The organism is Devosia sp. Leaf64 (assembly GCF_001421945.1).
GTDB lineage: Bacteria > Pseudomonadota > Alphaproteobacteria > Rhizobiales > Devosiaceae > Devosia.
On the sequence record NZ_LMLO01000008.1, the window covers coordinates 1 to 1,108 of the forward strand.

At 61.5% G+C, this 1,108-nt stretch carries 1 protein-coding gene; it reads left to right on the forward strand.

Features of this window, described 5'->3' with window-relative positions:
* Positions 1 to 851 (forward strand): IS110 family transposase (locus ASE94_RS05605; RefSeq protein WP_062629565.1); only part of this gene is annotated, 851 nt, incomplete at its 5' end.
* Between the last annotated feature and the right edge of the window lie 257 nt (positions 852 to 1,108).

The window sequence follows — 1,108 nt, forward strand, 5'->3', positions numbered from 1 at the left end:
GGGCCCGCGAGCTCAGGCTGCTAGGTCATGAGGTGAAGCTGATCCCCCCGGCCTACGTGAAGCCATTCGTGAAGCGGAACAAGAACGATGCGGTGGATGCCGAAGCCATATGCGAGGCAGCGCAACGACCGAACATGCGGTTCGTGGCGATCAAAAGCGAGGAGCAGCAGGCCTCGGCCCTGGTGTTTCGAACCCGCGATTTGATGGTGCGACAGCGGACCCAGTTGATCGACGCGATCTGCGGTCATCTCACCGAATACGGGTGGGTAGCGCCGAAGGGACCGTCGCACATAGCTGTGCTGGATGGCCTGCTCGCCGGCGAGATGGGCTCGTCACTTCCCGATGCGGCCACGCCATTGTTCCGCACGATGCTTGATTTGCTTGCAGTGCTCAACCAGAAGATTAGCGAGTTGGACAAGGAGATCGCTCGGCGCGCCCGTGAGGATGTGATCGCCAGGAGACTGATGACGATACCCGGCGTGGGCCCGATCACCGCCACGGCAATTGCCGCTCTCGCGCCTCCGGTCGAGACGTTCACCAAAGGGCGGGACTTTGCCGCCTGGCTAGGGCTGGCGCCGCGTCAGCTCTCGACCGGGGGCAAACAAAAGCTGGGATCCATCACGAAGATGGGTAAGCGAACGTTGGGGCGTCTGATTATCATTGGTTCCAGCGCGGTCGTCCTACAGGCAAGTAAGCGCGGCGCGCCCTCAGGCTCGTGGCTTGAGCAGATGCTCGCCAGAAAGCCACGTATGCTGGTCACAGTCGCACTCGCCAACAAGACGGCGCGCATCATCTGGGCGGTCCTGATGAAGCAAGAGGATTACAAAGCTCCGGTTGCAGCTGCGGTGTAAGCCAAAGCGGACCAGAGGTCGTCGGAGACGGAGTCGGTCGAAGGAAGGTATGGCGCAACAGTCGGTGAGACGGGGCCGGAAAACCAGGGCAATCCACTGTGCCAAGAGCACGCTGTGGGTGATATGGATCCGGTCCGCGAACTCCCATACGGGCCCGCAGCCTCTGGTGCTGCACTAGAGGCCGGACAGATGGCAGCATCCGACTACGTGCAATCCTTCAAAATGCCGCTTGCGTCTTACGGGGCGTCCACAGATGG